At 75.7% G+C, this 24,529-nt stretch carries 22 protein-coding genes; 10 read left to right on the forward strand and 12 right to left on the reverse strand.

All coding sequences use genetic code 11. From position 1 onward, the window contains the following. Positions 1–22: 22 nt before the first annotated feature. Both HT134_RS17185 and HT134_RS17190 read right to left on the reverse strand, forming a co-directional pair. A complete protein-coding gene (locus tag HT134_RS17185; protein WP_175601377.1) occupies positions 23–460 on the reverse strand; it encodes an amino acid-binding protein in 438 nt (145 codons plus the stop codon). A 23-nt stretch (positions 461–483) separates the two neighbouring features. Continuing rightward, entirely contained in the window at positions 484–1,524 is a 1,041-nt protein-coding gene (locus HT134_RS17190; RefSeq protein WP_175601378.1) for a helix-turn-helix transcriptional regulator, read from the reverse strand. A gap of 117 nt (positions 1,525–1,641) precedes the next feature. Between HT134_RS17190 and HT134_RS17195 the strand changes: the two genes are divergently transcribed. From HT134_RS17195 to HT134_RS17210, 4 genes are all read left to right on the forward strand, one after another. Further along, positions 1,642–2,058 (forward strand): VOC family protein, encoded by a 417-nt coding sequence (locus HT134_RS17195; RefSeq protein ID WP_175601379.1) that lies wholly within the window; start codon positions 1,642–1,644, stop codon positions 2,056–2,058. Between the two features lie 96 nt (positions 2,059–2,154). Beyond that, positions 2,155–3,846 carry a serine hydrolase gene (locus HT134_RS17200; protein ID WP_175601380.1) on the forward strand — a complete coding sequence of 564 codons (1,692 nt, stop codon included), beginning with the start codon at positions 2,155–2,157 and terminating at the stop codon, positions 3,844–3,846. Between the two features lie 139 nt (positions 3,847–3,985). Further along, a complete protein-coding gene (locus tag HT134_RS17205; protein ID WP_175601381.1) occupies positions 3,986–4,699 on the forward strand; it encodes a carbon-nitrogen hydrolase family protein in 714 nt (237 codons plus the stop codon). Positions 4,700–4,938: 239 nt separating this feature from the next. Continuing rightward, positions 4,939–5,784 carry a universal stress protein gene (locus HT134_RS17210; protein WP_175601382.1) on the forward strand — a complete coding sequence of 282 codons (846 nt, stop codon included), beginning with the start codon at positions 4,939–4,941 and terminating at the stop codon, positions 5,782–5,784. Positions 5,785–5,957: 173 nt separating this feature from the next. On the opposite strand, the gene HT134_RS17215 is transcribed toward HT134_RS17210, so the two are convergent. After that, a complete protein-coding gene (locus tag HT134_RS17215) occupies positions 5,958–6,632 on the reverse strand; it encodes a response regulator transcription factor (RefSeq protein ID WP_175601383.1) in 675 nt (224 codons plus the stop codon). Between the two features lie 184 nt (positions 6,633–6,816). Between HT134_RS17215 and HT134_RS17220 the strand changes: the two genes are divergently transcribed. Beyond that, positions 6,817–7,197: an STAS domain-containing protein gene (locus HT134_RS17220; RefSeq protein WP_175601384.1), complete on the forward strand. Its 381-nt coding sequence runs from the start codon at positions 6,817–6,819 to the stop codon at positions 7,195–7,197. A 51-nt stretch (positions 7,198–7,248) separates the two neighbouring features. After that, positions 7,249–7,584, forward strand: a complete 336-nt coding sequence (locus tag HT134_RS17225; RefSeq protein ID WP_175601385.1) for a hypothetical protein — start codon at positions 7,249–7,251, stop codon at positions 7,582–7,584. Between the two features lie 53 nt (positions 7,585–7,637). On the opposite strand, the gene HT134_RS17230 is transcribed toward HT134_RS17225, so the two are convergent. Together HT134_RS17230 and HT134_RS17235 are read right to left on the reverse strand one after the other, a co-directional pair. Next, positions 7,638–8,759: a carboxylate-amine ligase gene (locus HT134_RS17230; protein ID WP_312888186.1), complete on the reverse strand. Its 1,122-nt coding sequence runs from the start codon at positions 8,757–8,759 to the stop codon at positions 7,638–7,640. 104 nt (positions 8,760–8,863) lie between these two features. Next, positions 8,864–9,208, reverse strand: a complete 345-nt coding sequence (locus HT134_RS17235; RefSeq protein ID WP_175601386.1) for an STAS domain-containing protein — start codon at positions 9,206–9,208, stop codon at positions 8,864–8,866. 457 nt (positions 9,209–9,665) lie between these two features. Here HT134_RS17235 and HT134_RS17240 point away from each other — a divergent pair, with 457 nt between their 5' ends. After that, a complete protein-coding gene (locus HT134_RS17240; RefSeq protein WP_175601387.1) occupies positions 9,666–10,508 on the forward strand; it encodes a nitroreductase/quinone reductase family protein in 843 nt (280 codons plus the stop codon). Between the two features lie 34 nt (positions 10,509–10,542). Here the strand turns inward: HT134_RS17240 and HT134_RS17245 are convergent, their stop codons facing one another. The 5 genes from HT134_RS17245 to HT134_RS17265 all read right to left on the reverse strand — a co-directional run bounded on the left by HT134_RS17245 (position 10,543) and on the right by HT134_RS17265 (position 19,213). Continuing rightward, positions 10,543–11,676: a substrate-binding domain-containing protein gene (locus HT134_RS17245; protein ID WP_175601388.1), complete on the reverse strand. Its 1,134-nt coding sequence runs from the start codon at positions 11,674–11,676 to the stop codon at positions 10,543–10,545. Beyond that, the gene (locus HT134_RS17250; RefSeq protein ID WP_175601389.1) at positions 11,673–12,833 is read right to left on the reverse strand and encodes an ABC transporter permease; all 1,161 of its coding nucleotides are present in this window, start codon (positions 12,831–12,833) and stop codon (positions 11,673–11,675) included. The genes HT134_RS17245 and HT134_RS17250 overlap by 4 nt, the downstream gene beginning before the upstream one ends. After that, positions 12,833–14,443: a sugar ABC transporter ATP-binding protein gene (locus HT134_RS17255; protein WP_217707973.1), complete on the reverse strand. Its 1,611-nt coding sequence runs from the start codon at positions 14,441–14,443 to the stop codon at positions 12,833–12,835. Before HT134_RS17255 ends, HT134_RS17250 begins: the two co-directional genes overlap by 1 nt. 139 nt (positions 14,444–14,582) lie before the next feature. Next, a complete protein-coding gene (locus HT134_RS17260; protein ID WP_175601390.1) occupies positions 14,583–17,117 on the reverse strand; it encodes an ATP-binding protein in 2,535 nt (844 codons plus the stop codon). Next, a complete protein-coding gene (locus HT134_RS17265; RefSeq protein ID WP_175601391.1) occupies positions 17,114–19,213 on the reverse strand; it encodes an ATP-binding protein in 2,100 nt (699 codons plus the stop codon). The genes HT134_RS17260 and HT134_RS17265 overlap by 4 nt, the downstream gene beginning before the upstream one ends. On the opposite strand from HT134_RS17265, the gene HT134_RS17270 reads away from it, so the two are divergent. Further along, positions 19,206–19,631, forward strand: coding sequence for a hypothetical protein (locus HT134_RS17270; RefSeq protein ID WP_175601392.1), 426 nt, complete (start codon positions 19,206–19,208; stop codon positions 19,629–19,631). The two genes, HT134_RS17265 and HT134_RS17270, sit on opposite strands and share 8 nt — an antisense overlap. Positions 19,632–19,652: 21 nt before the next feature. Here the strand turns inward: HT134_RS17270 and HT134_RS17275 are convergent, their stop codons facing one another. Beyond that, positions 19,653–20,531: a sigma-70 family RNA polymerase sigma factor gene (locus HT134_RS17275; RefSeq protein ID WP_175601393.1), complete on the reverse strand. Its 879-nt coding sequence runs from the start codon at positions 20,529–20,531 to the stop codon at positions 19,653–19,655. 107 nt (positions 20,532–20,638) lie between these two features. On the opposite strand from HT134_RS17275, the gene HT134_RS17280 reads away from it, so the two are divergent. Then, positions 20,639–21,091 carry a MarR family transcriptional regulator gene (locus tag HT134_RS17280; RefSeq protein ID WP_217707974.1) on the forward strand — a complete coding sequence of 151 codons (453 nt, stop codon included), beginning with the start codon at positions 20,639–20,641 and terminating at the stop codon, positions 21,089–21,091. Between the two features lie 64 nt (positions 21,092–21,155). Here the strand turns inward: HT134_RS17280 and HT134_RS17285 are convergent, their stop codons facing one another. Beyond that, on the reverse strand, positions 21,156–21,926 hold the full coding sequence (locus HT134_RS17285; protein WP_312888187.1) for a MerR family transcriptional regulator: 771 nt from the start codon (positions 21,924–21,926) through the stop codon (positions 21,156–21,158). A gap of 72 nt (positions 21,927–21,998) precedes the next feature. On the opposite strand from HT134_RS17285, the gene HT134_RS17290 reads away from it, so the two are divergent. After that, positions 21,999–24,323 carry an ATP-binding cassette domain-containing protein gene (locus HT134_RS17290; protein ID WP_175601395.1) on the forward strand — a complete coding sequence of 775 codons (2,325 nt, stop codon included), beginning with the start codon at positions 21,999–22,001 and terminating at the stop codon, positions 24,321–24,323. Positions 24,324–24,529: the final 206 nt, after the last annotated feature.

A 24,529-nucleotide genomic window follows, 5' to 3' on the forward strand; every position in this document is an offset into this window, starting at 1 on the left:
ACAGGAGGTTTGATATATCGGCTCAGGCGGGCTGGTCCCAGATGCTGCCCGCCACCTCGTCCAGGCGCGAGGCCGCCGGGCCCTCCAGCGCCGCCGTCGCGTTCTCGAAGTCCTCGGTCGCGATGACCACCTTGACGCCGCCGAAGGCCGCGTAGGCGAGGTCGATGTTGACGTTCGCGTCCGCGAGCTGCCGCGTCAGCTCGCCCAGCGTGCCCGGCCGGTCCTCGATGTTGACCACCAGCACCGGCCGCTCGTCGGCGATCCCCATGCCGCCGTCCTCCAGCGCGCGCCGGCAGCGCGCCGCGTCGCCGTCCGCGACCAGCACGTGGATCACGCCCTTGCCGTCGCCCGTGAAGGCGGCCATGCCCTCGATGTTCACGCCGGCCTCGCCGGTGAGCTCCCCCAGGCGGGCCAGCTCTCCGGGCCGGTCGTTCAGGATCACGGTGAGGTTGGTCGGCATGACCCCCCCATTTTCGCATTCGGTCATATATCGGGCAGTCGGCGGGGTGCCTCCTCGGCGTTCCGTGCCGCCTCAGGCTCCTCGGCCTCCTCGCTCGGCCCGGCCGCCGCGGCGGCGTAGCGGGCGGCCAGCTCGCGCAGATGGGCGCGCAGCGCCGGCGGATCCAGCACGGTGAACGGCACGCCGAGACTCCCCAGGAAGCCGGCCAGGTCGTGCAGCGACTCGCTGCCCGTCTCCAGCAGGCACCCCGCCGCCGCGTCGCCGGGGTCCAGGGGGGTCAGCAGACCCGCCGCCGGCGGGATCCGGTCGGCCACAGCCTCCGCGGGCGCGTGCAGCCGCACCCGGGCCGGATACCGGTAGGCCGTGGCCGCGGCGCCCCGCATGACGTGGGCGGCGGCGTCGCCGCCCGGCGGCGTGCGCGGGGTGAAGCGCGGCCCGTTGGGGGTGCGCGGGCGCACGCGATCGGCCCGGAACGTCCGCCAGTCGTCCCGGTCGCCGTCCCAGGCGAGCAGGTACCAGCGCCGCCCGGTGTAGACGAGGCGGTGCGGCTCGACGACGCGGACCGACGCGGTGCCGTCGTGGCCCGCGTAGTCGAAGCGCAGCCGCTCCCGGTCGCGGATGGCGGCGGCGATCGTGGTGAGCGTCCCGGCGTCCACGGTCGGCCCGCGCCCGGCCACGGACACGGTCGCCGCGCGCATCGCCTCGATGCGGTGCCGCAGCCGCGACGGCAGCATCCGCTGCACCTTGGTCAGCGCCCGCAGCGACGTCTCCTCGATCCCCGTCACCGAGCCGGACGCGGCGGCGTGCAGGCTGACCGCGACCGCCACGGCCTCCTCGTCGTCCAGCAGCAGCGGCGGCATGGCGGTGCCCGCGCCGAGCCGGTAGCCGCCCGCGGTGCCGGTGACCGAGTGGATCTCGTAGCCGAGGATCCGCAGCCGCTCCACGTCGTTGCGCACGGTCCGCGTCGTCACGTCCAGCCGTCGCGCCAGCTCCGCCCCGCCCCAGCCGGGACGCGCCTGAAGCAGCGACAGCAGCCGCAGCAGCCGTACGGAAGTTTCCAGCATTCCCCGAGTGTGACAGCCGTTGAGGAACCGCAGGTTCCTCAACGGCTTCTACTGTTCCTTCCCTACCGCGACACACCGGGCAGGACGGTCCTGCCGGGCAACCGAGGGAGCGTTCGCATGCTGCGTGGATTCGCCACCGTCAACCTGTTCGCCGACGACCTGGCCGCCGCCCGCGACTGGTACGCCGAGCTGCTCGGCGTCCAGCCGTACTTCGAGGTGCCCGGGCCGGACGGCCGGCCGGCGTACGTCGAGTTCCGGGTGGGGGACTACCGGCACGAGCTGGGCATCGTGCGCGGCCCCCACGGCCCGGGCTCCGGCGCGGCCGGGCCCTCCGGCGTGGTCCTGTACTGGGCGGTCGACGACGTGGAGGCCACGCTGGAGCGGCTGTTCGCGCTGGGCGCCGAGGAGCACGAGGGCGTCGTGGACCGCGGGGGCAACGGGTTCGTGACGGCGTCCGTGGTGGACCCGTTCGGGAACGTGCTCGGGATCATGACCAACCCGCACTACATGGAGGTGCTCGGGGCGCGCGGCTGACGGACGATCCAGAGGAGGGGGCCTGGGGAGCGGGGTGACACGCCGCCGGGGGCGGCCGCCTCTCCCGGCCGCCGGGGCGGGGCTTAACCTGCGGTCATGGGGCGGGGGAGCGCGACGGCGCTGGTGGGCGCCGCGACGGCGGCGGCGCTGCTGTGCGGGTGCGGCGGCCCGGCCGCCGCACCTCCTGGCGCCGCGACGGCCGCCCTCCAGACCACGACGCCCCACAGCCGTGCGACGGCCACGCCTCAGGCCACGCCGTCGGCTCAGGCCACGCCGTCGGCGGCGCCGCCCGCGCAGCCGCCGCCCGCCCTCGGCCCGGCCGCCGTGGCCGCCGCCGTCTCCGGGCTCGACGGGATCGCGCGCGACGTGATGCGCCGCACCGGTGTGCCCGGCATGGCCGTCACCGTCGTGTACCGGGACCGGGTGGCCTACCTCAAGGGGTTCGGGGTGCGCCGCGCCGGGAGCCCCGGCGCCGTCGGCCCGGACACGGTCTTCCAGCTCGCCTCCGTCTCCAAGCCGCTGGCCACCACCGTGGTCGCGCGGGCGGTCGGGCAGCGGGCCGGCGGATCGCGCGCCGTGGGCTGGGACGACCCGGTCGTCCGGCACGACCCCGGGTTCGCGCTCAAGGACCCCTGGGTGACCCGGCACGTGACGCTGGCCGACCTGTTCTCCCACCGCAGCGGCCTGCCCGACCACGCGGGCGACCTGCTGGAGGACCTGGGGTACGGCCGTCGCCACATCCTGGAACGCCTGCGCGACGAGCCCCTCGGCCCGTTCCGCGCCCGGTACGCCTACACCAACTTCGGCTTCACCGAGGCGGCGCTCGCCGTGGCCCGGGCCCGCGGCCTGTCGTGGGAGGAGCTGTCGCGGACGCTGCTGTACGAGCCGCTGGGCATGCGCTCCACCAGCTCCTCCTTCGCCGCGTACGCGCGGGCGCCCGACCGCGCCGCCCTCCACGTGCGGGTGGACGGGCACTGGGAGGCCCGCCACGTCCGCGACCCGCAGGCCCAGTCGCCGGCGGGCGGCGCCGGCTCCACGGCCCGCGACCTCGGCGCCTGGCTGCGCCTCCAGCTCGCCGGCGGCGTGTACGCGGGCAGGCGGCTCATCGAGCGCTCCGCGCTCGACCGGACGTACCTGCCGCACATCCTGTCCGCCCCGCCCACGGCCCCGTACGGCCGGCCCGGCTTCTACGGCCTCGGCTGGAACGTGACCTACGACGACCTCGGGCGGCTCCAGCTCGGCCACTCCGGCGCGTTCCGGCTGGGCGCGGCCACGAACGTGACGATGCTGCCGTCGGAGGGGCTCGGCATCGTGGTGCTCACCAACGGCGAGCCCGTCGGCGCCGCCGAGGCCGTGGCGCTGACGTTCCTCGACGTCGCCCGGCACGGCCGCCCCACCGTGGACTGGCTGCGGCTGGCCGGCGCGGCGTTCGCCGCCATGGAGCGCGACGAGCGGCCGGCGACCGACTACGGCCGGCCGCCCGCGCACGCCGCGCCCGCCCGGCCGGCGCGCGCCTACACGGGCGGGTACGCCAACGGCCATTACGGCCCGCTCACCGTCGCGCAGGAAGGCGGCGGGCTCGTCATGCGGCTCGGGCCGAAGCCCCTCCGGCTGCCGCTGCGCCACTACGCCGGCGACACCTTCGCCTACCTCACGCCGGGCGAGAACTCCGTGGGCCTGGACGGCGTCCGCTTCATCATGGGAGCGGACGGCCGGGCCGCGAAGGTCACCGTGGCCGGCCTCGACCACACCGGGCTCGGCACGTTCACCCGCCGCCCCTCCTCCTGAGGACGACGCGGTGGCGCTCGCCGCGCGGCCACCACACCTCCGGCAGGCCGATCCGGGCGGCGCGCGGCGGGTCGAGCGGCCTGTCTACGATGGGCTCCGCCTCGGGGGACGTCCGCGAGGCCCGTACCGAGGAGGTCGCGTGCCCGAGACGTTGACGATCGCGGTCGCCCAGCCCCTGTCCGTGCCGCACGACGTCGCGGCCAACGCCGCCGCGCACGCCCGCGCCGTGCGGTCCGCCGCGGCGCGGGTCGTCGTCTTCCCCGAGCTGTCGCTGACCGGGTACGAGCTGGACGCGGAGACCGTCGCCCCGGGCGACGCGCGGCTGGATCCGCTCGTGGCCGCGTGCGCCGAGACGGGGGCCGTGGCGCTGGCCGGCGCGCCCGTGGACGGGGACGGCGCGCCGCACATCGCGACGCTGGCCGTCGACGGGAGCGGCGTCACCGTCGCCTACCGCAAGATGTACCTCGGCGCCGAGGAGGCCGTCCGGTTCGCGCCCGGCGGGCAGCCGCGCCTGCTCGACGTGGACGGCTGGCGGCTCGGCCTCGCCGTCTGCAAGGACACCGGTGTCCCCGAGCACGCCGCGGCGACGGCCGGCCTCGGGATCGACGCGTACGTGGCCGGCACGGTGAAGCACGCCCACGAGGCGGAGCTCCAGGCCGAGCGTGCCCGGCGCATCGCCGCCGGGCACGGGGTCTGGGTCGCGGTGGCGAGCTTCGCCGGGGCGACCGGGGGCGGGTTCGCCGAGACGGCGGGCCGCTCCGGGGTCTGGGCGCCCGGGGGCGAGCTGGTGGCCCAGGCCGGTCCGGAGAGCGGCGCGGTCCTGACGACGAAGCTCACCCGAAGCTCACGGTGAGGTCGTCCACGAAGCCTTCGACGAACGCCTCCCGAGAGGCGCTCCGCGAAGCCTTCGACGACGCCTCCCGAGAGGCCCTCCGCGACGCCTTCCGCGACGCCTTCCGCGAGGCCCTCCGCGAGGCCCTCCGCGAAGCCGTCCTGACCGGATGACCGTTGGGCCCTGGGCCCCGGGACCTCCGGCCCTGCCGGACCGCCGCCCCGTGGCGATGCGATGGAGGGGACGAAGGAGGGACCATCATGATCGTTGTGGGTGTCGACGGCTCGATGCCGGCCCGGGCCGCGGTGGAGTGGGCCGCCGGCGACGCTCTCCGCGCGCACGTGCCTCTGCGCATCGTGCACGCCGTGGACCGCTCGCCGTACCAGATCGACCGGTTCGGGCCCGCAGACCGGCCCGACACGCTGACCCGGGAGGGGCGCCGGGCCCTGGACGAGGCGCTGGCGCTGGCCCGCGAACGGCAGCCCGGCGTGGAGGTCACCACCGCCCTGGTCGAAGGCGCGCCGGCCGTCGTGCTGCGCGAGGAGGCGGCCCGCGCGGACGAGCTCGTCGTCGGCAGCCGCGGCCTCGGCGGCCTGACCGGGGCGCTGCTCGGCTCCGTCAGCGCGCACCTCGCCGGCAAGGTCGCGTGTCCGGTCGTGGCCGTGCGCGCCGAGCGGCGTCCCGTGCGCGGCGAGGTCGCGGTGGGCGTGGACGGGTCGCCCGAGTGCGAGGCCGCCCTGGAGTACGCGTTCGCGCAGGCCCGGCTCCGGGGCGCCACCCTGCGGGTGGTCCACGCCTGGCAGCTTCCGGTCCACGTGTTCGCGCCGGAGATCTCGTACGAGATGGACCAGGTCCGCGCCGCCCAGCACGAGGCGGTCGTCGGGCGGCTGGCGGCGTTCGAGCGGCGCCACCCCGAGGTCAGGGTCGTCGAGGAGACCCCGTGCGGCCAGCCGGTGGACGCGCTGACCGCCGCGTCGGCCGGCGCCGACCTGCTGGTCGTCGGCTCGCACGGGCGGGGCGCGCTCGGCGCGGCGCTGCTCGGCTCCGTCAGCCGGGGCGTCCTGCACCACGCGCGCTGCGCCGTCGCCGTCGTCCGCCCCGCCTGACGGCGACGGGCGCCCCGTGCCGAGAGGCGGCACGGGCGGTCCACCCGCTCGCGCGCCGCGTCCGGGCCGAACACCCGCACCGACCCCGGCGGGCACGGCAGCAGCGTGACGATCAGCCGGATCGTGGTGGTCCTGCCCGCGCCGCGCACCCCCCTCCTTCCCGCCGGACGGGGTCAGCGGTCGGTGGACAGGCGGTAGCCGGCGCCGCGCACGGTCTGGATCGTGTCGCGGCCGAACGGGCGGTCCACCTTCTCCCGCAGGTAGCGCACGTACACGTCGACGACGTTCGAGCCGCCGTCGTAGGCGAAGTCCCAGACGTGCTCGATGAGGTACGACCGGCTGAGGATCTCGTCGGGGCGGCGCATCAGCTCGTGCAGCAGCGCGAACTCCTTGGCCGACAGGTGGATCTCCGTCCCGCCTCGCCGGACCGTCCTCGTGCCCGGGTCGAGCGTGAGGTCGCCCGCCCGCAGCACGGCGGGGCGGCGCACCTGGTCGCGGCGGGTCAGGGCGCGCAGCCGCGCGTACAGCTCGGCCAGCGCGAACGGCTTCGTCAGGTAGTCGTCGGCGCCCGCGTCGAGGCCGCGCACCCGGTCGTTGACCGTGTCGCGGGCGGTCAGCATGATGACCGGCGCCCACCGGCCCCGCTCCCGCATCCGCCGGCACACCTCGTACCCGTCGGGCGGGGGGATCATCGCGTCGAGCACCACGGCGTCGTAGTCGTGCTCCATGACGCTCCACAGGGCGTCCTCGCCGCTCGTGACCACGTCCACGGCGTAGCTCTCCCGCCGCAGGCCGCGTGCCAGCACGTCGGCCATGGCGGCGTCGTCCTCGACGACGAGCACCCTCATGCGGGCCAGCCTAGAACGCACCCTCCGCCGGGTCCCGCTCGGCGGCGCGGTGGTCACCATCCGCCTCCCCGTTCACCGCTGACCTGGCGCTCGCTCTCATCGCCCTCTCATCGTCGGGATCCGATGATGAGAGCCCCCGACACCTTGGAGCCGATCACGACCCTCGGAAAGGACCAAGGACACGATGGAGACCCTCAGCCTCCGGCGCCGGCGCCTGCCCGGCGTGATCCTCGTCGCGGTGGGCGGCGAGCTCGACGTCCTGACCGCCGGCCGGTTCGGCGCCTTCGCCGGCCGCGCCCGGCGCCCCGGTCAGCACCTGGTCCTCGACCTGACCGCGACCACGTTCCTGTCCTGCCACGGGCTGCGGGCCCTGCTGGAGGTGGGGGACGACGTCCGGCACGACGGCGGGGTCACCCGCCTGGCGGCGTTGCTCCCCGGCCCGCTGAGGCTCGTCCGGCTCCTGCACGCCGACGCGCTGGTGCCCGTGCACGCGACAGTCGAGGACGCCCTGTCGGCGGCCGCCGCCCGGCCGCCCGCCCCTGGCCATGAGCCTATTGCACAGTAAACTTTCCTAACAGATACTCCAGGGAGTCGACCCCCACCCCCAGGAGCGCCCATGGTCCGCCGCGGCCTGACCCTCGCCACCGCCGCCCTCGCCGCCGCCTTCACCGCCGCCCTCGTCACCGCCACGCCCGCCCAGGCGGCCGTCGTGGACGTCACGTTCGGCCCCACGTCCATCGGCGACTACTGCCACGCGCGCGTCAGCTCCTCCTCCTGGATCGGCTTCTACGAGCCAGGAGGGCTGCGCTGCTACGCCGGCGGCATGGGCGGAGCCCTCCAGTACGCGGGCTCCGGCGACCCGTACCTCGCCTGCAAGCACCTGACGACCGACGTCGTCATGAGCGCGTCACGCGGCACGTCCGACGCCCTGGTCTGCCGCGTCGTGCGCTGACGGCGGGCCTGTCCCGGCGCGGGCCGGCCGCCGGGGGCCGGTCGCGGAGGAGGTCAGGCGCCCGCCTTCAGCGCGGACGTGCCGGCCCGCGTCTCCGCCACGAGGAAGTCCACGACGTCCTCCATCCGCCCCCGCCGGTCGAGGACCCGGCGCTGGCGCTCGGCCGAGCTGCCGCGCGCCAGCGCCTCGCGGGCCAGGCCCGACACGAGGTCCCAGTCGCCCGCCTCCTCCAGGTACGGCCGCAGGCCGTCCACCAGCCGCAGCACCACCTCGCCGGCCGGCGCCGGGGTGCCCTCCTGGGGGTCCACCAGCTCGCCCTCCAGGCCGGAGCGGGCCGCCTGCCACGCCGCCGCCCGCACCGGCTCCAGCTGCACCTCACGCTCGGGGTCCCGCCGGACCTTCTCCAGCTCGCGCGCCACCAGCGCCCGGAACAGCCCCGCGATCAGCACGATGTCGTCCACGCGCGGGCACGCGTCGCAGACCCGCAGCTCGACCGTGGGCACGTGCGCCGACGGCCGGACGTCGAAGTAGATCATCCCCGGGTCGCTGATCACCCCGGACCGCACCAGGTCGTCCACCATGCGTTCGTACTCGGCGGCGGAGCCGTAGCGGCCCATCGGCCCGGAGGTGGGCCAGCGCTGCCACACCATCGTGCGGTAGCTCGCGTAGCCCGTGTCGGCGCCCAGCCAGTACGGCGAGCTGCAGCTCAGCGCGAGCAGCGGCGGCAGCCACGGCGTCACCAGATGCGAGACCAGCACGGCCAGGTCGCGATCGGCCACCTCGGCGTGCACCTGCGTGCCGCAGATGAGCTGCTCGCGGGTGAGGAGCTGGTAGTCGTCGAGCATCTGCTCGTAGCGGGGGTCGGGGGAGACCTTCATGGTGTCCGCGTCGCCCAGCGGCACGCTGCCGGCCGCGACGATGCCCACGCCGAGCCCGTCGGCGACGTCCGTGAGGGTGCCGCGCAGCGCCACGAGGTCGCGCGCCAGATCCTCCAGGCTCGTGAACGGCTTGCTGTTGGCCTCCACAGCCGACCGCTGCAGTTCCTGGGTGAACCGCTCCTTCGACAGCCTCTCCAGCAGGGCGCCCGATCGGGAGACCAGGTGCCGGGTGCCGGAGTCGACGATGTGGAACTCCTCCTCGACTCCGACGGCGATCGCAGGCGTAGAACTCGTCACTGGGGCCACTCCCGGGGAAGGTCGGCGTGTCGTGTGCGCCGATCACCTCCCCGAAATGGCGGCCTTCGCACCTCCTTCCGGCGCGCTCCGGCGACATCCGCCGGTCAGGCGGGCGTGAGGGGACCGCGGCCCGGGGCGCGCTCCACCAGGTGGTCGTCCAGCCCGGCGGCGGCGAGCAGCCGCTCGGCCGAGGGCGACAGGTGGGCCAGGCTGAGGGTCCCGCCCCTGCGTTGCAACGATCGTTTGACCGCCAGCAGCACGCGCAGCCCGGAGCAGTCGATGAACGACACCTGGCTGAGATCGACCTCGAGCGCGGACACGGACGGGCCCTCGATCATGGTGTCGAGGCTGGCCTTCAGGAGTTCGGCGGTGGCGAGATCGATCTCCCCCCGCAGGTGCGCGACGGCGCGCCTCGGCTGGGTCTCCAGGGTGACGTTCAGCGACTGCATCGCATCCTCCAGACAGATCGGCGGACGCAGACTCCACAAAAGCCGCGTTGCATCGCAACGCCACCATATTGACCTCCCAGGAGTCACCCTCGCTTGCGTAAAATCCTGGCCTCCGTTGGCGACACTCCGCATGAAAGCCCTGCTGAGCCGGCGATCCGGCCCCGGGCCCGGCGGCGCGGGCCGGGATTCGCGACGTTTGCGGCGAGATGCACAGGAGGTTAGGGTGCCGGATGTGACTGCCGGGTCGGCCATGGGCCACGAGCGAGTCGGGCGCCCGGCCAGGGCGTGACCGGCGGGCGGGCCAGAGCCCCGCCCCTTCTTCTCCGCACCGCGTGATCCGCCGGTACGCACCGCCGGACGCGGGCCCGTGGCCTTTCCTTCCGCACGCCCCCGGGCGGCCTCTGTCATGCCGCCGCACGGCTTCGCGGGAGCACGATTCCGGAGAAGAGAGCAGAGCATGCCACACGATTTCAACCAGCAGGTCATCGAGGAGTTCCGGGCGAACGGCGGCCGGGTCGGAGGCCCGTTCGAGGGAGGGCGGCTGCTGCTCCTGACCACCACCGGAGCCCGGACCGGCGCCGCGCACACGACGCCGCTCGCCTACCTGCCCGACGGCGAGCGGGTCCTGGTCATCGCCTCGGCCGGCGGCTCGCCGCGCCACCCGCACTGGTACCGCAACCTGGTGGCCGACCCGCGGGTCACGGTGGAGAACGGCGTCTTCACTCTCCAGGCGAAGGCCGTCGTCCTGGAGGGCGCCGAACGCGACGCGGCGTTCGCGCGGGCCGTCGAGACCGACCCCGGCTGGGCCGACTACGCGTCCAGGTCGGGCCGCACCCTGCCGGTCGTGGCCCTGGAGCCGGTGCCGGGCGTCATGCCCACACCCGCCGCCTCGTCGTTCGGCCAGGCGCTCAAGGCGGTCCACGACGCGTTCCGGCGCGAGCTGGGGCTGATCCGCCAGGAGATCGCCGCCGCCGGGCCGGGGCTCGGGACGCAGCTGCGGGTGAACTGCCTGAGCGTCTGCGGCAACCTGCACCACCATCACGTGATGGAGGACTCGGGGATGTTCCCGTCGCTGGCCGGGCGGCGTCCCGAGCTGGCGCCGGTGATCGAGCGGCTCGGCGAGGAGCACCGGCGGATCGCCGAGCTCGTCGCCCGGCTGCGGGAGGTCGTCTCGGCCGAGGGGGCCGAGCCCGCCGCGGTGCTGGCCGAGGTGGACCGGCTGGCCGGGGAGCTGGAGGAGCACCTGACGTACGAGGAGGAGCAGCTCATCCCCGTCCTGGACGGCGCCGCCACCGCCTGACCACCGCGCCGGCCGCGGCCCGGGGCGCCGGTGGTCAGGGCCGCCAGATCCGCTCGTAGGCGGCGCGGTAGCCGGGCGGGTCCCACGACGAGGCGCCGTCCACGTTGTCCGTCGTCGTCAGGTGGACCGGCGCCACGTAGCCGCTCGGCGGGGCGCCGGCGAACGCCCGGTTCAGCTCGTCCACGAGCTGGTAGCCCTGCGCGTTCAGCGGCTCGGGGACCGTCGCCGCCTGGAACTGGCGGGTGCGGACGCGTTCGAACGCCGACGGGTCGCCGTCGCCCGCGCCGATCGCGTACGGCGCCCCGCCGCCCGCCAGCCCGGCGGCCCGCAGCGCGGGAGCGGCGTCGGCGAAGTACAGGTCGTTGATGGCGGCCGAGTACGTCCACCGCTCGCCGAAGCGCGACAGCAGCGAGGAGGCCTCCTGCGGGGTGCGGGTCCCCGCGTCGGGCAGCGGGATGTTCTCGTACGAGAGCAGCGTGACGCCGGAGCAGCCGAGCAGCGTGCGCTGGATGAGCCGGGCCTTGCGCTCGGCGAACGGGATCGAGGAGTCGGTGAACAGCACGACCCCCGCGTCGCCGCCCGACCGCGCGATGATCCAGTACCCGGCGATCCGGGCGACGTCCTCCACCCGGGTGGTGACGTTGGAGAACAGCCGCGGGTCCGCGCTCGGCCCCGGCGCCCGGGTGGCGTGCCAGCCGACCAGCGTGATGCCCGCCCGGTCCGCCTCGCGCACCTGCTGGGCCACCGAGCCGGGGTCGAACCCGCCGACCACGATCCCGGACGGGCGCAGCGCGACGGCCTGGCCCAGGGCCGCGCGCACGCCCGCCGGAGTGCCCTGGCCGTCGATCACCCGGACGTCCCAGCCGATCCGGCGGGCCGCCGCGGTGACGGCGGAGGCGACGCCGGCGACGCCGGGGTTGGTCATGGTGGCGGCGACGTAGACGATGCTCCGGCCGGGCACGGCCCGGGGGCCGGTCCTGGGGCCGTCCCACGGGGTGACGCGCTGAGCCTGGCCGACGGCCCGCCGGGCCTGCGCCAGCACGGCGGGGCAGGGCCGCGACGGCCCGCCGGGCGCGGCGTCCGGCGCGGAACCGGGCGCGCAGCCGCAGGTCAGCGCGGCGGCGAGCGCCAGTGCCGCCGCGGCGCGGGAGAGTCCGACGAGGCTCATGGCTCTTCCCGGGACTCCCGGTCGGGGCGCTCGCTCGCCGCCGCCCTTCGCGCCGGCCCCGGTGACCGATCCGGCGAGGGATCCGGGGGATGACCTGAGGGCGGACTCGCGGATGAGAGGGAAGGCGCGGCCGGGGGAGAGGGCGCGGGACCGGCCGTCGGGGGACGGGCGCGCAGCCGGCGCCGCGCCGACCAGCCGACCAGGCCGACGGCCGCGAGCAGCGTCAGCCCGTTGAACAGCGGCGTCACCCAGAAGGCCGCGCCGAGCTGGCCGAGCCCCGACAGGCCGACCGCGAGGACGCCCACCGCGACCACCGTGCCCAGCGGGTTCGGCCGGCCAGGCTTGATCACGGACGAGCCGAGCAGGGCGGCGGTGAACGCGGGCAGCAGGTAGTCCAGGCCGACACTCGGGTTGCCGATCTGGTTCTGGGCGGCGAGCAGCACCCCCGCGAAGCCCGTGACCAGCCCGGAGACCGCGAACGCGGCGCACACGTAGCGGCGGGTGGGGATGCCGACCAGCTCGGCGGCGCGCGGGTTGGAGCCGATGACGTACAGGTAGCGGCCGAGGGGCAGCCGTTCGAGCGCCACCCACAGCAGCGCCGTCAGCGCCGCGACGTACAGCGCGGTCACGGGCAGGCCCAGCACCGTCGCGTCGGTCAGGTTCGTGAAGGCGGCGGGCAGGCCCTCGGGCCCCGGCACGATCCGGGCGCCCCCGGTCACCCACCCCGTGACCGCGTACAGCACGCTGCCGGTGCCGAGGGTGGCGATGAACGAGTCGATGCGGGCGAACTCCACGAGCAGCCCGTTGACCACCCCCGCCAGCGCTCCGCCCACCAGGACGCCCAGGCAGGCCGGCGGCCACGGCACGCCCTCGGTCACGATCAGCTCCAGCGTCACGACGTGCCACAGGCCGAGCCCGTACCCGATGGACAGGTCGAACTTGCCCGTGACGATCGGGACCATCGCCCCCAGCGCCAGGATCGCGACGACCGCGTTCGTGGACAGGACCAGCCGCAGGTTGGCGGCCGTCGGGAAGGTCGCGGGCAGCGCCAGCGAGAAGACCGCGACCAGCAGGACCGCCAGCGCCAGCAGCCCGTAGGCGCCGACGAGGCGGCCCGGCGCGGAGCGGCGCGGGCGGGCGCGGCCTCCGGCGGCCATCAGCGGCCCGCCCCCGTGACGGCGCGGGTGACCCCGGTGACCGTCAGGGCGTCCCCGGTCAGCTCGGCGATCACGGAGCCGTCCGCGAGGACGAGCGCGCGGTCGCAGACGTGCGCGATCTCCTCGGCGTCGGCCGAGACCAGCAGGACCGCCAGGCCGTCGCGGAGGGCGGCGTCGAGCAGGCGGTGGATCTCCGGGCGGGCGGCGACGTCCACCCCCGCCGTCGGCTCCTCCAGGACCAGCACCCGCCGCCCCGTCCACAGCCAGCGCCCGACCAGCGCCTTCTGCTGGTTGCCGCCCGACAGGGCCGTGAACGGCAGCTCGGTGCCGGTGGGACGCACCCCGAGGCACGCCAGCAGCGCGGTGGCCCGCTCCCGCTCCCGGCGCGGCCCGAGCCAGGTCAGCGGCGAGCCGCCGCGCAGCCGGGGGTTGGCCAGCACGTTCTCCCGGACGCTGAGGCCGGGCGCGGCGCCCTCCTCCATCCGGTCGCCCGCGACCATCCCGACCCCCGCCGCGACCGCCTCCGGCGCCGAGCGCGGCCGGAAGGGCCGCCCGCCGAGCAGCACCCGGCCGCCCACCACGGGCCGCGCGCCGGCGAGCGCCCGCCCCACGTCCACGTGTCCGGCGCCGGCCTGCCCCGTCAGGCCGATCGCCTCACCGGCCCGCAACTCGAAGCTCACAGGGCCGGCCAGCTCGGTGCGCAGGGCGCGGACGCTCAGCACGACCTCGCCCGCCTCACGCCTGGCGCGCAGGTGGACGGCCGGCTCACCGCCCACCATCGCCCGCACCAGATCGTCGGGCCCGCCTCCGTCGGCGCCGTCACTGCGGTCATGGCCACCGCCGCCGGCGGGGCCCCGCCGTGCCGGCCGGCCGCCGTCGTCGAGCGGCCCCTGCCGGACGACGCGCCCGTCACGCAGCACGGCGACACTGTCGGCCAGTTCGCGCACCTCGCCCAGCCGGTGGCTCACGTACACGATGCCGCGCCCGCGTCCGCGCAGCTCCCGCAGCACCGCGAACAGCCGCTCCCGGTCGGCCGCGGCCAGGCTCGCGGTCGGCTCGTCCAGCACGATCACCTCGGTGTCGCGGGCCAGCGCGCGGGCCACCGCGACCAGCGACCGCTCCGCACGGGTGAGGTCGCCGGCCCGCTCGCCGGGGTCGATCCGGGCGCCGACCGCGTCGAGCGCCTCCCCGCAGCGCCGGCGCGCCGCCCGCCGCGAGATCAGGCCGCCGCGCAGCGGGTAGCCGGCGCCGAGCGCGACGTTCTCCGCCACGCTCATCCACTCCACCAGCGCCGGGTCCTGGTGGACGAACGACATCCGCTCGGCCGCCTCCCGCCCGCCGAGCGGGTGCCCCGCCACCGTCACCTCCCCGGCGTCGGCGCGGTGGACGCCCGCCAGGATCTTGATCAGGGTGGACTTGCCCGCGCCGTTGCACCCCACCAGCGCCAGGACGCTGCCGCGGGCCAGGTCGAGGTCGACGCCGTCGAGGGCCGGGGTGCCGCCGAACCGCTTGCGCACCCCGCGGACACGGACCAGCGGCTCCGGCCCGGCCCTGCCGGGACCCCTGCCCAGATCGTGGCCGGCGTGGTCGTGGCTGGCGTGGTCGTGCACAGGCCCCTCCGCGGGGCTCGATCGCCCGGCGGGCGGGCGCGATGCCGCGGCCGCGCGGCGCAGGTCTTGCCGTGGGCGACGCGTGCAGCGGCCCGTCCGATGCTCCGTTCATCGTACAGAACCGAAGGTCAAAGGCGTGTCAGCCGGCTTGACGCGGGTTCCAGGCGCGGATGACCTGCGCGCGTGAGGTGAAGCCGAGCTTGCGCAGGATGTTCTCCACGTGGTTCTCGGCGGTGCGCTGGGCGATCACCAGCTCCTCGGCGATCTGCCGGTTGCTCAGCCCGCGCGCCACCAGCTCGGCGATCTGGCGCTCCCGGCGGGTGAGCAGCGCGGCGACCCCCGGCTCCTGCTCGGCGTCGCCCGCGTCGGGCGCCGGGCTCTCCTCCAGCGCGTACGCCGCGGCGGCGTCCAGCGTGAGCTCCGAGCCGCGCAGGAAGCCCGCGGCGAACCGGTCGTCGCCCAGGTCGCGCCGCAGCCCCTCCTCGCACCGGTCGTGGAAACGGGCCAGGTGGCCGAGGCCCGACAGCGACGTCCCGATCGACCGCCACACCATGTGGGCCGCGCCGAGCAGCTCGGCGGCGCGGGCCCGCCTGCCCTGGCCGGCCAGGATCCAGGCCAGCCCCTCCAGGCACTGGGCGAGCCCGAGGTGGTCGTGGCAGCGCACCTTCACCCGGATCGCGTCGCGCATCATGGCGACGGCCGCCTCCGCGTCGCCGCGCCGCCACCGGTCCAGGGCCACGATCCACAGCCCGTACGACACCGACCACTCGGCGCGCTCGCCCCTGGCGGTCTCCAGAACCTCCTCGCACAGATCCGGCGCGCGCGGGTCGTCCATGAAGACGGCGGCCATCGCGAGCTGGAACAGCGTGACCCAGGCGTGCCCCCGGCAGCCCAGCGCCCGCCGCCGCGCCAGCGCCTCCTCCAGCAGGGCGAAGGCGCGGGGGAAGTCGCCCGCCAGCAGCGCCGCGAACCCGGAGATGTGCACCGCCCCCGCGAGCTGGGCCTCGTCGCCGAGCCGCTCCGACAGCGCCCGGCACTCCTCCAGCAGGGGCCGCGCGGCGGCCGCGTCGCCCCGCAGCAGCACGAGCCAGGCGTCCACCCAGAGCGCCTTGGCCCGCGCCGAGCCCCGCGCCGGGGAGACCGCCGGCGCCCGGCCCGTGCCCGGTGCGGTGCCGGTCGCCGGCTCTCCCTGAGGGCCCGGTGCGGCGCCGGTCGCCGGCGCTCCGTGAGGGCTCGATGCCGTGTCGGCCGCGAGCGCCCGTTCCAGCCAGTGGTGCCCCTCGCTCGGCGACGTCCACGACAGCCGGTGGCTCCACATCGCGGCGCCGATCTCCAGCGCGGCCCACGCCTGGCCCGGCTCGCTCAGGCAGAACTCCAGCGCGGCCCGCACGTTCGCCTGCTCGTTGCGCAGCCGGCCCAGCCACCGCATCTGGTTCGCGCCGAACCACTCGGCCTCGGCCCGCGCGGCCAGCTCACGGCACCAGTCGCGGTGGCGCACCCGCAGCGCCGCGCGCCCGCCCGCCTCGGCCAGCCGCTCCTCGCCGTACTGACGCAGCGTCTCCAGCATCTCGTACCGGACGCCCCACCCGTTCTCCCGGCGCAGCACGACCGACTTGTCGACCAGCGCGTTCAGGACGTCCGGCACGACGTCCCCGTGCAGCTCGGCCGAGCGGCACACCTCGACCGCCGCCTCCGGGTCCCACCCGCCGGAGAAGACCGACAGCCCCCGCCACAGGGCGCGCTCCTCGGGCGAGCACAGGTCGTAGCTCCAGTCGACCAGCGCGCGCAGCGTCCGCTGGCGCGGCATCGCCACCCGCGCGCCCTGCGTGAGCAGCCGGAACCGGTCGTCGATCCGGTCGAGGATCTGCTCGACCGACAGCGCCCGCATCCGCACCGCCGCCAGCTCGATGGCCAGCGGGATACCGTCGAGCCGCCGGCACAGCCGGGTCACCGCCACGCTGTTGGCCGCGTCGATCGTGAAGCCCGGCAGCACGGCCGCCACCCGGTCGGCGAACAGGCTGACCGCCTCCGAAACCACCTGCAGGGGCATGCCGGGGTCCGGGCCGGCCGTCCGGTCCGGCCCGGAGCGCGCCACCGCGCCGGGCTGGGCGGGCACCAGCCCGGCGGCCGCCGCCGGGCCCGCGCCGGGAAGGCCGTCCGGCCCGGCCCCGGGCTCGGCCGGCACCGCCAGCGGCGGGACCTCCAGCAGCCTCTCGCCCGGCACGTGCAGCGGCTGCCGGCTGGTCGCCACGATCCGCAGGCCGCGCCCGGCGGCGAGCAGCTCGGTCACCAGGGCGGCGCACGCCGGCACGAGGTGCTCGCAGTTGTCCAGGACCAGCAGCATCCGCCTGCCGCGCAGGTGCTCGCGCAGCCCCTCCAGGTCGTGCCGGTGGCACCCGACGGCCTGCGCCACCGTCCCCGTGAGCAGCTCACCGGCGGCCAGCGGGGCGAGGTCGGCCAGCCACACCCCGTGCGGCTGGCCGCGCGCCACCTCCGCCGCCAGCCGCAGCGCCAGCCTCGTCTTGCCGACCCCGCCGACCCCGGTCAGGGTCAGCAGCCGGCCGGTGGACAGCAGCCGTCTCGCCTCGGCCAGCTCCTGGCGGCGTCCCACGAAGCTGGTCAGCTCGGCGGGCAGGTTCCCCTCGGCTCGGCGCGTCGTCGCCCCCGCCGTCATCCCGGCCGCCCCGTGCCCTCCCGCGCCCGCGCGGGGCCCGCCCGGCCGGGGTCCGCGAGCAGCCGCGGATCGCGGCCCAGCCGGACGCCCTCGCGGAAGGCCGCCTCGTACGCCCGGACGCCGAGCGCCCGGCGGGCCCGCGCCGCGCACTGCTCGTGCCACGGCGCGAGGTACGACAGCCGGTTCGGTGAGGCGTCCACGACCTGCCAGAGGGCGTGCGCGGCTCCGAGCAGGCCCGCGGCCCGCTCGTGGTCGCCGCGGGCGCCGGCCGCCCACGCCAGCACCTCCACGCACTGCGTCAGGCACCACTTGTCGTCGATGTCGCAGGTGAAGCCGGCCGCCTCGCCCACCAGCGTCTCGGCCCGGCGCAGCTCCCCGAGGTTCCACAGCGCGATGCCGAGCACGAGCTGGGCGTACCCGCGGGTCACGGGCGCCCCGTGCGTGTCGCACAGCTCCAGCATCTCCTCGCCGTACGCCGCCGCCTGCTCCGGGTTCTGGCGCGCCCCGTAGGCCGCCGCGTAGTACAGGTTGAACGCCACCCCGTCGAGGTCGCCGGCGGAGCGGTGCCGGGCCAGCGACTCCTTCAGCAGGGCGAGGCCGCGCTCGGGCTCGCCGGTGGAGAACGCCGCCACGCCGGAGGTGCGCACCGCGTACGGCAGCACGTCGGCCAGCTCGTCCCGCCGGGACAGGGCCCGGCACTCCTCCAGCCGGGGCGCCGCCGCGGCGGGGTCGCCCTGGCGCAGCGCCAGCATGCTGTACACCCACAGCGCCGTCGCCCGGCCGCGGCTCGGCGCGGGCACCCGTTCCAGGCCGCGCTCCAGCCAGTAGCGGCCCTCGGTCGCCGCCCCGGACAGCAGCCAGAACGACCACAGCTCCGCGGCCATCTCCAGCCCCACGGCGGGCGGCCCCGTCCCGCCCAAGGACAGCTCGATCGCCGCGCGCAGGTTGGGCAGCTCGCGGCGCAGCAGCCGGTAGCGTTCGAGCTGGTCGGGGACCGTCTCGTGGATCCGGGTGCGCAGCACGAGGTCGTGGTGGTGGGTGAGGTAACGCTCGCGCAGCTCTCGTTCCTCGTCGCCGGTCAGCCGGTCGCGGCCGTACGCGCGGATGGTGCCGAGCATGCGGTACCTGACGCCGCCCTCGGCCCGATCGGGGACGAGGATCGACTTGTCCACCAGCCCCGCCGCCAGGTCCAGCACCTCGGCCGGGTCCACCGCGCCGCCCGAGCACACCGCCTCGGCCGTCTCCAGCCCGGCGCCTCCGGGGAACATCGCCAGCCGGGCCCAGAGCCGCTGCTCGCCCGGCGAGCACAGGCGGTAGCTCCACTCCATGGTCGCGCCCAGCGTCCGCTGCCGCGGCGGCAGCGGGGACGGCGGCGTCCCGGACGTCGGGGCCGCGTCGCGGAGGGGGTCGTCCAGCTCGCTCACCAGCCGCTCCAGCGACATCGCGCGCAGCCGGGCCGCCGCCAGCTCGATCGCCAGCGGCAGCCCGTCGAGGCGCCGCGCCAGCCACGCGACGTCCCCCGCGTTCTCCCGGGTCAGCTCGAACCCGGGCGAGGCGCCCGCCGCCCGGTCGGCGAACAGCCGTACCGCGTCGTGCCGGGCGATGACGTGCGGCGGCAGGCCCGGGTCGGGAACGGGCAGGGACTGCACGGTGAGCACCTGCTCGCCGTACACGCCGAGCCGCTGCCTGCTCGTGGCCAGGACGCGCAGCCTCGGCGCCTCGCGCAGCAGGCGGGACACGAACCGGGCGCACTCCTCCAGCAGGTGCTCGCAGTTGTCGAGCACGAGCAGCATCCGCCGTTCGGCCAGGTGGTCGACCAGCAGCGCCATCGGGTCGGACTCGCCGTCGCGCAGCCCCAGATCGTTGGCGACGCTGGCCGCCAGCAGCTCGCCGGCCTGCAGCGTGGCCAGCTCCACGACCTCGACGCCGTCACGGAACGCGCCGCGCACCGCGTCGGCCACCCGGACCGCCAGGCGGCTCTTGCCGACGCCGCCCGTGCCGGTCAGCGTGAGCAGCCGCGCGCGGGCCAGCGCCTTGCGGGCCGCGGCCACCTCGTGCCGGCGGCCGACGAACGTGGAATCGCGCACCATGGCCATGCCTGCTCCACCGGCCTGCTCTCCGTCAGCGCCTCCTCGCGCCCTCCACCTGCGGAAACTGCCCGACAGCCCCAGATTAGGCCCTCCGCGGACGCGAGCGCCCGCCGCCACCCCCTCCGCGCCGCCCGCGGCCCCCGGAAAGGCCAACGGCCGCCCCGCATCCGGCAAAACCGCGATTGCGTCCACGCTCCCGCCGGACGCGGCCGAGCTCGCCCTGGTCAGCCGCACCGACTACCACCTGTACGCGCTGCCGGGGGCGGGCAACCGGCTGCGCGTGGCCGCCGACTGGACGCTCGGCGCGCTGCTGGGCAGGAACACCGCCAGCCTCGGCCTGGTGCCGGACGCGGCGGCGGGACTCGTACGGGCCGAGCAGCTCGGCATCCACCCGCCCGCCGGCGCGCGCACGACCGCGCCCTGAACGCGGCCCCTCCCGGGAGGCTCAGCCGGGCAGCTCCGCCAGGTCCAGGTCCTTCAGGCGCTCCGGGTCGACGAGGATGTCGATGGCGGTGACCAGGCCATCGGTGATCGTGAAGCCGTGCACCGACACGGCGCGGCCGTCCACCACGTTGACGAGCCCCGCCGAGCCGTTGACCAGCACGTGCAGTCCCTCCTGGCCCGCCCGCCGGTGGAACAGCGCACCCCTGGCGACGTCGGCCGCGCCCCGTGTCTCGACGACGCCGCCGGCCGCGCCCGTGTCGGCGCGCGCCACGACGTCCGGGTGGAGCACCGCGACCAGCGCCTCGAAGTCGCCGTCGCGGGCCGCCGCCTGGAACGCCTCCACCACCCGCCGCTGGCGCGCCAGGTCCGGGTCGGGCCGCGGCGCGGTGCCCCGCACGCGGCGGCGCGCCCGGCTGGCGAGCTGCCGGGCCGCCGCCGGCGTGCGCTCCACCAGCGGGCCGATCTCCTCGAACGGCACCCCGAACATGTCGTGCAGCACGAACGCCAGCCGCTCGGCCGGAGCCAGGGACTGCAGCACGACCAGCAGCGCCAGCCCCACCGAGTCCGCCACCAGCGCCTCGTGCTCGGGGTCGCCGCCGCCGGCGACGCTCACCACCGGGTCCGGCAGGCGCGGCTCCAGCCCGTCCTCGCGCCGTGCCCGCCGTGAGCGCAGCATGTCGAGGCAGATCCGGCCGACGACCGTGGTGAGCCAGCCGGCCAGGTTGTCCACGCCGTCGGCGCCGGAACGGCTCAGCCGCAGCCACGCCTCCTGGACGGCGTCGTCGGCCTCGCTCAGGGAGCCGAGCATCCGGTAGGCCACCGCCTTCAGGTGCGTGCGGTGCTCCTCGAACCGGCCGGCCAGGAAATCGTGGTCGTTCATCCGTCACATCCTCCGTCATGTCCGCTCACCGGCATGACGGGCCGGGCGCCGCCGATGTGACAGATGTATCGATTCAGATGCATCTGTTCTGATGTATCGTGGGCGGCATGAACGCGGTGGACCTGTTCCTGCTGGGGCGGACGCTCATGAAGATCGGCGAGGAGGCCATGCCGACCGAGGGCATCGGCCCTCAGACGACGAGCGTGCGCACCGTCCTCATCGTCGTGAGCGACGTCCGGGGTCATCCGGAGACCTCGGTCAGCGAGATCGTCGCCCGCACCGGGTTGCCGCAGAGCGCCGTGTCGGCCGCCGTGGCCCGCCTGCGCGAGGCGGGCGCCGTGGTGACCGAGCCAGACGCCCGCGACCGGCGCAGGACCGTGATCAGGCACGCGCCGCAGATCTCCGAGCGGGTCGCCGCGGCCCGCTCGGCGCCCGTCGAGGACGCCCTGGCCGTCGCGCTGGGCGGCGCCGACGCCGGCGCGGTCGCCGAGGTCACCGCCCTGCTGGAGGCCCTCGCCGCCCGCCTCGGCCCCGACGCGCTCGCCCGCTTCAAGCCCTGACGCGCTCGCCCGCTTCAAGCCCTGACGCGCTCGCCCGCTTCAAGCCCTGACGCGCTCGCCCGCCTCAAGCCCTGACGCGGGCTCGGGCTTCTCCGGGGGTGCCGGTGACGTACCGGTGGAGCAGGGCGGCGCCCTCCAGCATGGCCATCGCCCGCCGTTCGAGCTCGGCCCGCCGCTCGGCGAGGGCGGCGCGCAGCGCGTCGGTGCTGCCCGTGCGGCGCAGCGCGTCGAGGATGACCCGGATCCGGGGCAGGGGATGGCGGGCCTCCCGCAGCATGCGCACCATCTGCGCGTCGCGCACGTCGTCCGGCCCGAACGTCCGGTAGCCCGTCACCCGGTCGCGTCCCGGCCGGATCAGCCCGCTCGCCTCCCACAGCCGCAGCGCCGACGTCCGCACTCCGAGGCGGGCCGCCACCTCGCCCACGCGCAGCCCCGGACGGGGCGTCGCGAAGGCGCCCGGGTCGCGGGCCGCCACCTCCTCCAGGGCCGCGCCGATCGCCTGGAGCGACAGCCGCTGCTCGTGCAGCGCGGCATGGCCCGCGTCCACGAGGGCCAGGGCCGGCGCCGTGTCGCCCCCGTTGACGGCCCGCAGGATCTCGCCGGCGCGCTCCCAGCCGTGGCCCGCCGCCAGCGCCCGGTAGGCCAGCAGTGCCTCCCGGTGGCGGGGGCCGAAGCGGCGGTAGCCCGCCTCGGTCCGCGTGGCCGGCGGCAGGACGCCCGCGTCGGCGTAGTTGCGGATCTGCTGCGTGGACAGCCCCACGAGACGCGCCAGGTCGACCGGCCGCAGCGTCTCGCCGGCACCGGCCGTGTTATGTAGCGTTTGAGGGTTGGCCACGCGTCTCTCCTGCAGCGAAGGGATGATCGCGCCAAAACTATCAACCGGCAGCTCAATGACACACTTGAAGCCATGCATTCCCCCCTCCTCAGCACGCAGGCCGGTGCCGTCCCCGTCACCGACGGTCAGGACGCGCCCGGCCGCCCCGCCGCCGACAGCCACGACGTCATCGAGGTGCGCGGCGCCAGGGAGAACAACCTGGCGGGTGTCTCGCTCGACATCCCCAAGCGGCGGCTGACCGTCTTCACCGGCGTCTCGGGCTCCGGCAAGTCCTCGCTCGTCTTCGACACCATCGCGGCGGAGTCGCGCCGGCTCATCAACGAGACCTACACCGCGTTCATCCAGAACTTCATGCCCTCCCAGGCCCGGCCGGACGTCGACGCGCTGCGCAACCTCAGCGCGGCGATCATCGTGGACCAGGAGCGGATGGGCGCCAACGTCCGCTCCACCGTCGGCACCGCCACCGACTGCCACACCATGCTGCGCATCATGTTCAGCCGCCTCGGCGTCCCGCACGCCGGGCCGCCCTTCGCGTTCAGCTTCAACCGGGCCGAGGGCATGTGCCCCGCCTGCGAGGGCCTCGGCAAGGCGTCCGAGATCGACGTGGACGAGCTGGTGGACCGCGACCTGTCCCTGAACGACGGGGCGATCAAGGTGCCGGGCTTCGCCAAGGACACGTGGTACTGGCAGCTCATGGCGAACTCCGGCCTGTTCGACCCCGGCGCCAGGCTGCGTGACTACACCCCGGAGCAGTGGGAGGACTTCCTCCACAAGCCCGCCACCAAGATCAAGATGGGCTCCAACACCTTCACCTACGAGGGGCTCGTCACCAAGGTCCGGCGGCTCTACCTGGCCAAGGACCGCGAGTCGATGCAGCCGGGAGCGCGCGCCTTCGCCGACCGCGCGGTCAAGCTCGCCCCCTGCGGGGCCTGCGGCGGCACCCGGCTCAACGAGACGGCCCGCGCCAGCCTCATCGCCGGCCGCAGCATCGCCGACTGCTCGGCCATGCAGATCGACGAGCTCGCCGCGTTCGTCCGCGGGATCGAGGACCCCTCGGTCAAGCCGCTCATCGACACCCTGCTGGAGACGCTCGACTCGCTCGTCGAGATCGGCCTCGGCTACCTCAGCCTCGACCGGGAGTCCTCCACCCTGTCCGGCGGCGAGTCCCAGCGCGTCAAGATGGTGCGGCACCTCACCTCCAGCCTCAGCGACGTCACCTACGTCTTCGACGAGCCGACCGCCGGGCTGCACCCGCACGACATCCAGCGCATGAACGGCCTGCTGCTGCGGCTGCGCGACAAGGGCAACACGGTGCTCGTCGTCGAGCACAAGCCGGAGACCATCGCCATTGCCGACCACGTCGTGGACCTCGGCCCCGGCGCCGGCACCCAGGGCGGTCACCTCTGCTACACCGGCGACCTGGCCGGGCTGCGCGCCTCCGGCACCCTCACCGGCCGCTACCTCGACCACCGCGCCAAGCTGCGCGCGGACGTCCGCCGTCCCACCGGCCACCTGGCCGTGCGCGGCGCCACGCTGCACAACCTGCGCGACGTCGACGCCGACATCCCGCTCGGGGTGCTCACGGTCGTGACGGGCGTCGCCGGCTCGGGCAAGAGCTCGCTCATCCACGGGTACGTCGCGGGGCGCGAGGGCGTCGTGGTCGCCGACCAGTCGCCGATCCGCGGGTCGCGCCGCAGCAACCCCGCCACCTACACCGGCCTGCTGGACCCGATCCGGGCGGCCTTCGCCAAGGCCAACGGGGTGAAGGCGAGCCTGTTCAGCGCCAACTCCGAGGGCGCGTGCCCGGCCTGCAAGGGCATCGGGCTCGTCTACACCGACCTGGCGATGATGGCGGAGGTGGCGTCGGTGTGCGAGGAGTGCGAGGGGCGGCGCTTCACCCCGGAGGTGCTCACCTACCGGCTGCGGGGGCGGGACATCAGCGAGGTGCTGGCCATGCCGGTGGGGGAGGCGCGGGAGTTCTTCGGCTCCGGCCAGGCGCGGGCCGTCCTCGACCGGCTCGCCGCCGTCGGCCTCGGCTACCTCACGCTCGGGCAGCCGCTCACCACGCTGTCGGGGGGCGAGCGGCAGCGGCTCAAGCTGGCGGTGAACATGGCGCGCAACGGCACCACGTACGTCCTGGACGAGCCGACCACCGGCCTGCACCTCGCGGACGTGGACCAGCTGCTCGGGCTGCTGGACCGGCTGGTGGACGACGGCAACACGGTCATCGTCATCGAGCACCACCAGGCCGTCATGGCCCACGCCGACTGGATCATCGACCTGGGGCCGGGGGCGGGCCACGACGGCGGTCAGGTCGTCTTCTCCGGCACGCCGTCCGAGCTGGTCGCCACGGGCACCTCCCTGACGGCGCGGCACCTGCGGGAGTACGTGGCGTGAGCCCCCACCCGTAGCGGGGGCTCACCAGAGGGCGGCGGCGAGCAGCCCGGCGACGACCAGGGCGGCGGCGTGGTGCAGGGCGGGCGTGTCAGCGATCTGTCAGCGATCGCTCAAGCCTCTGTCGCCGCCCTCCGCCAGTCTGAGGGCGACCAGGCGACCAGGCGGCCCGCGAAGCAGTTCCGGGCCGCCCCGCGACGAGATCCCGG

It is taken from the genome of Nonomuraea rhodomycinica (assembly GCF_013363995.1).
Classification (GTDB): Bacteria; Actinomycetota; Actinomycetes; order Streptosporangiales; family Streptosporangiaceae; genus Nonomuraea; species Nonomuraea rhodomycinica.

Bases quoted from the DNA above. Each gene is read 5' to 3' on its own strand.
- HT134_RS17185 (WP_175601377.1), bottom strand. From the start codon at position 460: ATGCCGACCAACCTCACCGTGATCCTGAACGACCGGCCCGGAGAGCTG.
- HT134_RS17190 (WP_175601378.1), bottom strand. From the start codon at position 1,524: ATGCTGGAAACTTCCGTACGGCTGCTGCGGCTGCTGTCGCTGCTTCAG.
- HT134_RS17195 (WP_175601379.1), top strand. From the start codon at position 1,642: ATGCTGCGTGGATTCGCCACCGTCAACCTGTTCGCCGACGACCTGGCC.
- HT134_RS17200 (WP_175601380.1), top strand. From the start codon at position 2,155: ATGGGGCGGGGGAGCGCGACGGCGCTGGTGGGCGCCGCGACGGCGGCG.
- HT134_RS17210 (WP_175601382.1), top strand. From the start codon at position 4,939: ATGATCGTTGTGGGTGTCGACGGCTCGATGCCGGCCCGGGCCGCGGTG.
- HT134_RS17215 (WP_175601383.1), bottom strand. From the start codon at position 6,632: ATGAGGGTGCTCGTCGTCGAGGACGACGCCGCCATGGCCGACGTGCTG.
- HT134_RS17220 (WP_175601384.1), top strand. From the start codon at position 6,817: ATGGAGACCCTCAGCCTCCGGCGCCGGCGCCTGCCCGGCGTGATCCTC.
- HT134_RS17225 (WP_175601385.1), top strand. From the start codon at position 7,249: ATGGTCCGCCGCGGCCTGACCCTCGCCACCGCCGCCCTCGCCGCCGCC.
- HT134_RS17235 (WP_175601386.1), bottom strand. From the start codon at position 9,208: ATGCAGTCGCTGAACGTCACCCTGGAGACCCAGCCGAGGCGCGCCGTC.
- HT134_RS17240 (WP_175601387.1), top strand. From the start codon at position 9,666: ATGCCACACGATTTCAACCAGCAGGTCATCGAGGAGTTCCGGGCGAAC.
- HT134_RS17245 (WP_175601388.1), bottom strand. From the start codon at position 11,676: ATGAGCCTCGTCGGACTCTCCCGCGCCGCGGCGGCACTGGCGCTCGCC.
- HT134_RS17250 (WP_175601389.1), bottom strand. From the start codon at position 12,833: ATGGCCGCCGGAGGCCGCGCCCGCCCGCGCCGCTCCGCGCCGGGCCGC.
- HT134_RS17260 (WP_175601390.1), bottom strand. From the start codon at position 17,117: ATGACGGCGGGGGCGACGACGCGCCGAGCCGAGGGGAACCTGCCCGCC.
- HT134_RS17270 (WP_175601392.1), top strand. From the start codon at position 19,206: ATGGCCATGCCTGCTCCACCGGCCTGCTCTCCGTCAGCGCCTCCTCGC.
- HT134_RS17265 (WP_175601391.1), bottom strand. From the start codon at position 19,213: ATGGCCATGGTGCGCGATTCCACGTTCGTCGGCCGCCGGCACGAGGTG.
- HT134_RS17275 (WP_175601393.1), bottom strand. From the start codon at position 20,531: ATGAACGACCACGATTTCCTGGCCGGCCGGTTCGAGGAGCACCGCACG.
- HT134_RS17280 (WP_217707974.1), top strand. From the start codon at position 20,639: ATGAACGCGGTGGACCTGTTCCTGCTGGGGCGGACGCTCATGAAGATC.
- HT134_RS17290 (WP_175601395.1), top strand. From the start codon at position 21,999: ATGCATTCCCCCCTCCTCAGCACGCAGGCCGGTGCCGTCCCCGTCACC.